General features: G+C 35.3%; 6 protein-coding genes and 2 other annotated features. All 6 genes read left to right on the forward strand.

Translation table 11 applies throughout. The features are described 5' to 3' along the window. The first annotated feature begins 1 nt into the window (after position 1). Complete coding sequence (dnaI, locus tag G4D61_RS14390; protein WP_025730560.1) at positions 2-940, forward strand: primosomal protein DnaI; 939 nt, start codon at positions 2-4, stop codon at positions 938-940. 231 nt (positions 941-1,171) lie between these two features. Continuing rightward, complete coding sequence (locus tag G4D61_RS14395) at positions 1,172-2,029, forward strand: putative sporulation protein YtxC (RefSeq protein ID WP_035355840.1); 858 nt, start codon at positions 1,172-1,174, stop codon at positions 2,027-2,029. A 69-nt stretch (positions 2,030-2,098) separates the two neighbouring features. Beyond that, positions 2,099-2,321, forward strand: a binding site (T-box leader). 39 nt (positions 2,322-2,360) lie between these two features. After that, positions 2,361-4,286, forward strand: coding sequence for a threonine--tRNA ligase (thrS, locus tag G4D61_RS14400; RefSeq protein ID WP_025730555.1), 1,926 nt, complete (start codon positions 2,361-2,363; stop codon positions 4,284-4,286). 370 nt (positions 4,287-4,656) lie between these two features. After that, positions 4,657-4,790, forward strand: a sequence feature (ribosomal protein L20 leader region). A 95-nt stretch (positions 4,791-4,885) separates the two neighbouring features. Next, entirely contained in the window at positions 4,886-5,428 is a 543-nt protein-coding gene (gene infC, locus G4D61_RS14405) for a translation initiation factor IF-3 (RefSeq protein ID WP_152604354.1), read from the forward strand. A 29-nt stretch (positions 5,429-5,457) separates the two neighbouring features. Then, complete coding sequence (rpmI, locus tag G4D61_RS14410) at positions 5,458-5,655, forward strand: 50S ribosomal protein L35 (RefSeq protein WP_025730551.1); 198 nt, start codon at positions 5,458-5,460, stop codon at positions 5,653-5,655. Between the two features lie 29 nt (positions 5,656-5,684). Further along, positions 5,685-6,044: a 50S ribosomal protein L20 gene (gene rplT, locus G4D61_RS14415; protein WP_025730550.1), complete on the forward strand. Its 360-nt coding sequence runs from the start codon at positions 5,685-5,687 to the stop codon at positions 6,042-6,044. The last annotated feature ends 185 nt before the right edge of the window (positions 6,045-6,229 follow it).

Here is a 6,229-nt window from a genome sequence, read left to right on the forward strand (position 1 = left end):
AGTGGAAAATATCAATCGTACATTAAAAAAGCTTTCGTCTAGTCAGCAATTTCAACAACGCTATGAGATGATGAGAAATGAAATTATGTCTCACCCTGATGTTCAACGATTTTTTGAACAGCATCGTGGAGAAATTACAAAAACGATCATCGAAAAAAGTTTAATGAAATTATATGAGTACATTTCACAAGAAAAAAATTGCAGTAAATGCAAAAATTTAGGACAATGTATCAATATGATGAAAGGTTATGTTCCAGAGCTAGTTTTACAAGGTGATATGATCAATATTGAATATAAACGTTGTCCAACAAAAATCGTTGCTGATGAGCGAAGCAAAACAGCTAAGTTGATTCAAAGCATGTATATGCCAAAAGATATTCTTCACGCTAATTTCGGTGACTTTTCTTTAGATTATAATGGCCGTTTCGTCGCTTATGAGTTAGCAGAACAATTCGTTCGCGAATATGAGCCTGGGAAAAGAATGAAAGGCTTATATCTGTATGGGAAGTTTGGGGTTGGAAAGTCTTATTTACTAGGGGCAATTGCTAACCAACTTGCAGAAATGAAGCATGTTTCATCATTAATCGTGTATGTTCCAGAATTTTTCCGAGAAATGAAGCAATCTTTAGGCAATCATTCAACAAATGACAAAATTGAAGCGGTAAAAAAAGTACCAATATTAATGTTGGATGATATTGGTGCGGAAGCGATGTCCAGTTGGACAAGAGATGAAGTGCTAGGTTCCATTCTTCAATATCGAATGCAGGAAGAACTGCCGACATTTTTTACATCAAATTTTAATTATGATGAGCTTGAATACCATCTTTCATATACGCAACGAGGCGAGGAAGAAAAGCTGAAAGCAGCAAGAATCATGGAAAGAATTCAATATTTAACAACTCCAGTATTAATGGATGGCCCCAATCAGCGAAAATCTTAAAGGTCTGATGCCGCCTGCTGTAAATGAGATATAGAGTGATCTCATTTGTGGCATGGTGGCAGATGACCTTTTTTATATGATGAAAAAAGTGATTTACATTCTAAATAGTCCAAGTCCCCCATATACATGAAATATGGTAAAAGCTTTTAGAGCTTACATACAGATACTTGTAGGAATAAACAATGCGGATGGGATGACAGATTGATCTTCCGTAATAGGGGGGGACCATGCTTGGACTTAATTTTCAAATATATGAAAGACGCTTTATGGCTACAGCAATATTTTTGTGAGCACTTTGAAGAAGACATCAATGTGTACGAAACACTTTTTCAAAACCAAGAACACGCACTTGCGACGATCCCAGATGATCAGGGGGCAAGCAAAGGTAAAGTAAAAGACGCTATTATTCAATTAATTTTATCGAAAAAAAGAAATGAATGGATTCGCAAAAGATTATCAGAATTTTATTATTTCACCGAGGAGCAAGAGCAAAATAATATATTAGAAATTATCATTGATATGCTTAATGGTAGCCGTAAAGAATTACTAGCTTTCGTGAAACGATTAGATGAACCAAATGAGCTAGAAAAAGCAGTGTATTCATCACTGGAGTCTGATACAGTTTCCATTGATTCATTATTGACTTTTCGCTTAAAAGAATATTTTGAACGATTAGAAACATATATCGAAATTGCGATTGATGAATATAAGATGGAACAGGATTATCAAATTTATGTACAAACATTACGTGACTACTTAAAGAATCGTGAGGCGCGCATCGCTCATATCAATCTTTACTTTGAAGAATATGGGAAGTTTTATAATGAGCAGTTCCAAGAAATATCGAAAAATGAAATGAGCGAATTGCTTGATCGCCGTTTATTGACCAATCATCCTATATATATTGATTCTGCGACCATTGCACCGTTGCTATCAATCGCACCGACTAACATTTTTATTTATACAAATGAGCCGGATAGCGGATTAATTCGAACCATTTGTAATATTTTTGAAGAAAGAGTAACCATTTTATCAAAGGAAATATTTTTGCAAGCCAAAAAACATCCACGTGTGTTAAATGAATCATAAAAAAGGAATGCCCTTGATTTTTTTTGAATGAACTCATATAATTACTAACATAATGTAATTATATAAAATGAACAAGTAATGATGAGGACAAGGGTATTCTATTTACGGTTTACAGAGAGGAAAGTCATGGCTGCAAGCTTTCTAACACGACTAGATTACTTACCACCTCTGAACTTCAACTGCGAACTTTAGTAGTAGTTGGCGGATACGTTCCGTTATCAATCACTAAGTCATATCTTATGCAAGATATGAAAATTAGGGTGGAACCACGTGTATTCAACTCGTCCCTTTCTTTAGGGACGAGTTTTTTATTTTTTAAGGAGTGATAAAAATGTCAGATGTATTAAAAATATCTTTTCCAGACGGTGCAATAAAGGAGTTCCCTAATGGTACTACAACAGAAGATATTGCTGCTTCAATCAGCCCTGGGTTAAAGAAAAAAGCACTCGCTGGTAAAATAAATGGATCATTAATTGATTTGCGTACTCCAATTGAAGAAGACGGTGCGATTGAAATTGTGACACCAGATCATGAAGATGCATTAGGAATTCTTCGCCATAGTACAGCACATTTAATGGCACAAGCAGTTAGACGTATATTTGGAAATGTGAAATTAGGTGTAGGTCCAGTAATTGAAAACGGCTTTTTCTATGACATGGATCTTGAAGAATCGATCACACCTGAAGATCTTCCAAAGATTGAAAAAGAAATGAAAAAAATTGTAAATGAAAATTTAGAGGTTGTTCGTAAAGTAGTGACTCGTGCTGAAGCGAAACAATTGTTTGCTGATGATGAATACAAACAAGAATTAATTGATGCTATTCCTGAAGAGGAAAAGGTTACAATTTATGAACAAGGAGAATTTTTTGATCTATGCCGCGGTGTGCATGTCCCATCAACAGGTAAAATTAAAGAATTTAAATTGTTAAGTATTGCCGGTGCATATTGGCGGGGTGACAGCAATAATAAAATGATGCAACGCGTATATGGAACTGCATTCTTCAAAAAAGAAGATTTAGATGCACATTTAAAATTCCTTGAAGAAGCGAAAGAGCGTGATCATCGAAAAATTGGTAAGGAACTTCAATTATTTACGAATTCCCAAAAGGTTGGACAAGGTCTTCCGTTATGGCTTCCAAAAGGTGCAACTATTCGCCGCACAATTGAGCGCTATATCGTTGATAAGGAAGAACGTCTTGGTTACAACCATGTTTACACACCAGTATTAGGAAGTGTTGAACTTTATAAAACAAGTGGACACTGGGATCATTACCATGAGGACATGTTTCCAGTAATGGAAATGGATAACGAACAATTAGTATTACGTCCAATGAACTGTCCGCATCATATGATGATTTATAAAAATGCGATTCATAGTTACCGTGAGTTGCCAATTCGTATTGCAGAGCTTGGTACAATGCATCGTTATGAAATGTCTGGGGCACTTTCTGGTTTGCAGCGTGTACGTGGTATGACTTTAAATGATGCTCATATTTTCGTCCGTCCAGATCAAATTAAAGAAGAATTTAAACGTGTTGTTCAATTAATTCTTGCTGTTTATGAAGATTTTGATATAAAAGAGTACTCTTTCCGACTTTCTTATCGTGATCCGAATAATACTGAAAAATATTTTGATGACGATGAGATGTGGAACAAAGCACAATCAATGCTAAAAGAAACAATGGATGAACTTGAATTAGATTATTATGAAGCAGAAGGGGAAGCTGCTTTCTATGGTCCAAAGTTAGATGTTCAAGTTCGTACAGCGTTAGGTAAAGATGAAACATTATCAACTGTGCAACTTGATTTCTTGTTACCAGAACGATTTGACTTAACATATGTTGGCGAAGACGGAAAACCTCATCGTCCAGTTGTAATTCACCGTGGTGTTGTATCTACAATGGAACGCTTTGTTGCCTTCTTAATCGAAGAATACAAAGGCGCTTTCCCAACATGGTTAGCACCAGTACAAGTAGAAGTTATACCAGTTTCTCCTGATGCTCATCACGACTATGCAAAACAAATTCAAGAACAGTTACAAGCAGAAGGCTTCCGTGTAGAAGTTGATGATCGCGATGAAAAAATGGGCTACAAAATTCGTGAAGCACAAATCCAAAAAATTCCTTATGCACTTGTTGTCGGGGATAATGAAGTAAATGCGCAAGCTGTTAATGTAAGAAAATATGGTGAAAAAAACTCAGAAACGATTCCGTTTGCTGAATTTCTAACAAAACTAAAAGAAGAAGTAAATAAATAAAGGCCATTTTCGTAAACTTTGTTGTTAAATGAGTCGTTCATAAAATAAAAATGATTAGAGCGCAAGGTACGAATTCCTGTCCCTTGTGCCCCAATCATTTTTAAAAATAGTTGAAAAAGTTCACGAAACAGCATGATGATAAGATCAATATTTAGTATTTTCCTGTATTTTCAGGCTCATTTTTTGTCATGAAAAAAAGTGCTTGCAATTCAATTCAGTTTTCTATACAATAAAAAAAGTTGATTACTAGAAAACTTAAATCCATTGTTTTCTTCTTCATTTAAGTAAGATCATCATATTGAGAATCATATTGAATTGACATATTGAAGTAATCATGATATATTAATTTGAGAAAAATGAATATATGTTTGTGGGAAAGAAGGAGCAACCCGCTTCTCACCTGTTGACGCATATGTGTAGTTATCAGGTTTTGAAATTCATAGCATTCACGACTATTTATACGAATGTAGTGCGGGTTCTCATGACTCGCGCTTTTTTAGTTTTAAAATGTTTTCATGCGTTTTTTTAAAAACGATAACGGGTTTGTTTTTCTATCCCAAACGATGTATTCTCTCACGCTCTATATGATGAGCATTTTTATGGAAAACACTTGGAGGTGGCTAATTATTAGCAAAGACATGATGGTAAACGATGGCATTCGTGCCCGTGAAGTTCGTCTTATTGGTCAAAACGGAGAACAGCTTGGTGTTAAATCACGCAATGAAGCTTTAGAAATTGCAACTCGTGTGAATTTGGATCTTGTTCTTGTAGCTCCAAACGCTAAACCCCCAGTAGCCCGTATTATGGACTATGGAAAATATCGTTTTGAACAACAGAAGAAGGAAAAAGAAACACGTAAAAAACAAAAAGTCATTAATATTAAAGAGGTTCGTTTGAGCCCGACGATTGAAGAACATGACTTTAACACTAAGCTACGCAATGCCCGTAAATTTTTAGAAAAAGGCGATAAAGTAAAAGCATCGATCCGTTTTAAAGGTCGTGCGATTACCCATAAAGAAATTGGACAACGTGTATTGGATCGTTTTGCTGAAGCATGCGGAGATGTTAGTACAGTTGAATCCAAACCAAAAATGGATGGTCGTAGCATGTTCTTAGTATTAGCACCAAAAATTGAAAAGTAATTTGTCAAGATATTGAGGAGGACTACCAAATGCCAAAAATGAAAACTCACCGCGGCTCTGCTAAACGTTTTAAGAAAACAGGTTCTGGCAGCTTAAAACGTTCACACGCTTACAGAAGCCACTTATTTGCAAATAAAGACACGAAACAAAAACGTCACCTTCGCAAATCTGCGCTTGTATCAAAAAGTGACTTTAAACGTATTCGTCATATGTTAGATAATCTATAAGAAGATCGTTTTAATAGGAGGAAAATAATATGCCACGTGTAAAAGGCGGAACAGTTACCCGCAGACGTCGTAAAAAAGTAATTAAATTAGCAAAAGGTTATTTTGGTTCTAAACATACATTATTCAAAGTTGCTAACCAACAAGTAATGAAATCTTATATGTATGCGTATCGCGATCGTCGTCAAAAGAAACGCGATTTCCGTAAACTATGGATTACTCGTATCAATGCAGCTGCACGCATCAATGGTCTTTCTTACAGCCGTTTAATGCATGGTCTTAAATTAGCTGGTATTGAAGTAAACCGTAAAATGCTTGCTGACTTAGCGATTAATGATGCACAAGCATTTGCTGAATTAGCAAACCAAGCTAAAGCACAATTATCTAAATAATTGCCTGTTCTTATTGAGAATGGTTTAGTTTGTTGATAAAAGGGATTTAGAATGTTTTCATTCTGAATCCCTTTTTTAATTTAAACTGGCTCTATTATATTTGTTGGGGTGTGAATAAAATTCAGACATAAAAATACACGTAAACTCCTAAATCCTTTACACTTGAATTGTCGAGAAACAAATGA

It is taken from the genome of Heyndrickxia ginsengihumi, assembly GCF_011008565.1.
Taxonomy (GTDB): domain Bacteria; phylum Bacillota; class Bacilli; order Bacillales; family Bacillaceae_C; genus Weizmannia; species Weizmannia ginsengihumi.

What these genes read in the sequence shown, in the direction of transcription:
- thrS (WP_025730555.1), top strand. Translation starts at nt 2,361, where the DNA reads ATGTCAGATGTATTAAAAATATCTTTTCCAGACGGTGCAATAAAGGAG.
- infC (WP_152604354.1), top strand. Translation starts at nt 4,886, where the DNA reads ATGGAAAACACTTGGAGGTGGCTAATTATTAGCAAAGACATGATGGTA.
- rpmI (WP_025730551.1), top strand. Translation starts at nt 5,458, where the DNA reads ATGCCAAAAATGAAAACTCACCGCGGCTCTGCTAAACGTTTTAAGAAA.
- rplT (WP_025730550.1), top strand. Translation starts at nt 5,685, where the DNA reads ATGCCACGTGTAAAAGGCGGAACAGTTACCCGCAGACGTCGTAAAAAA.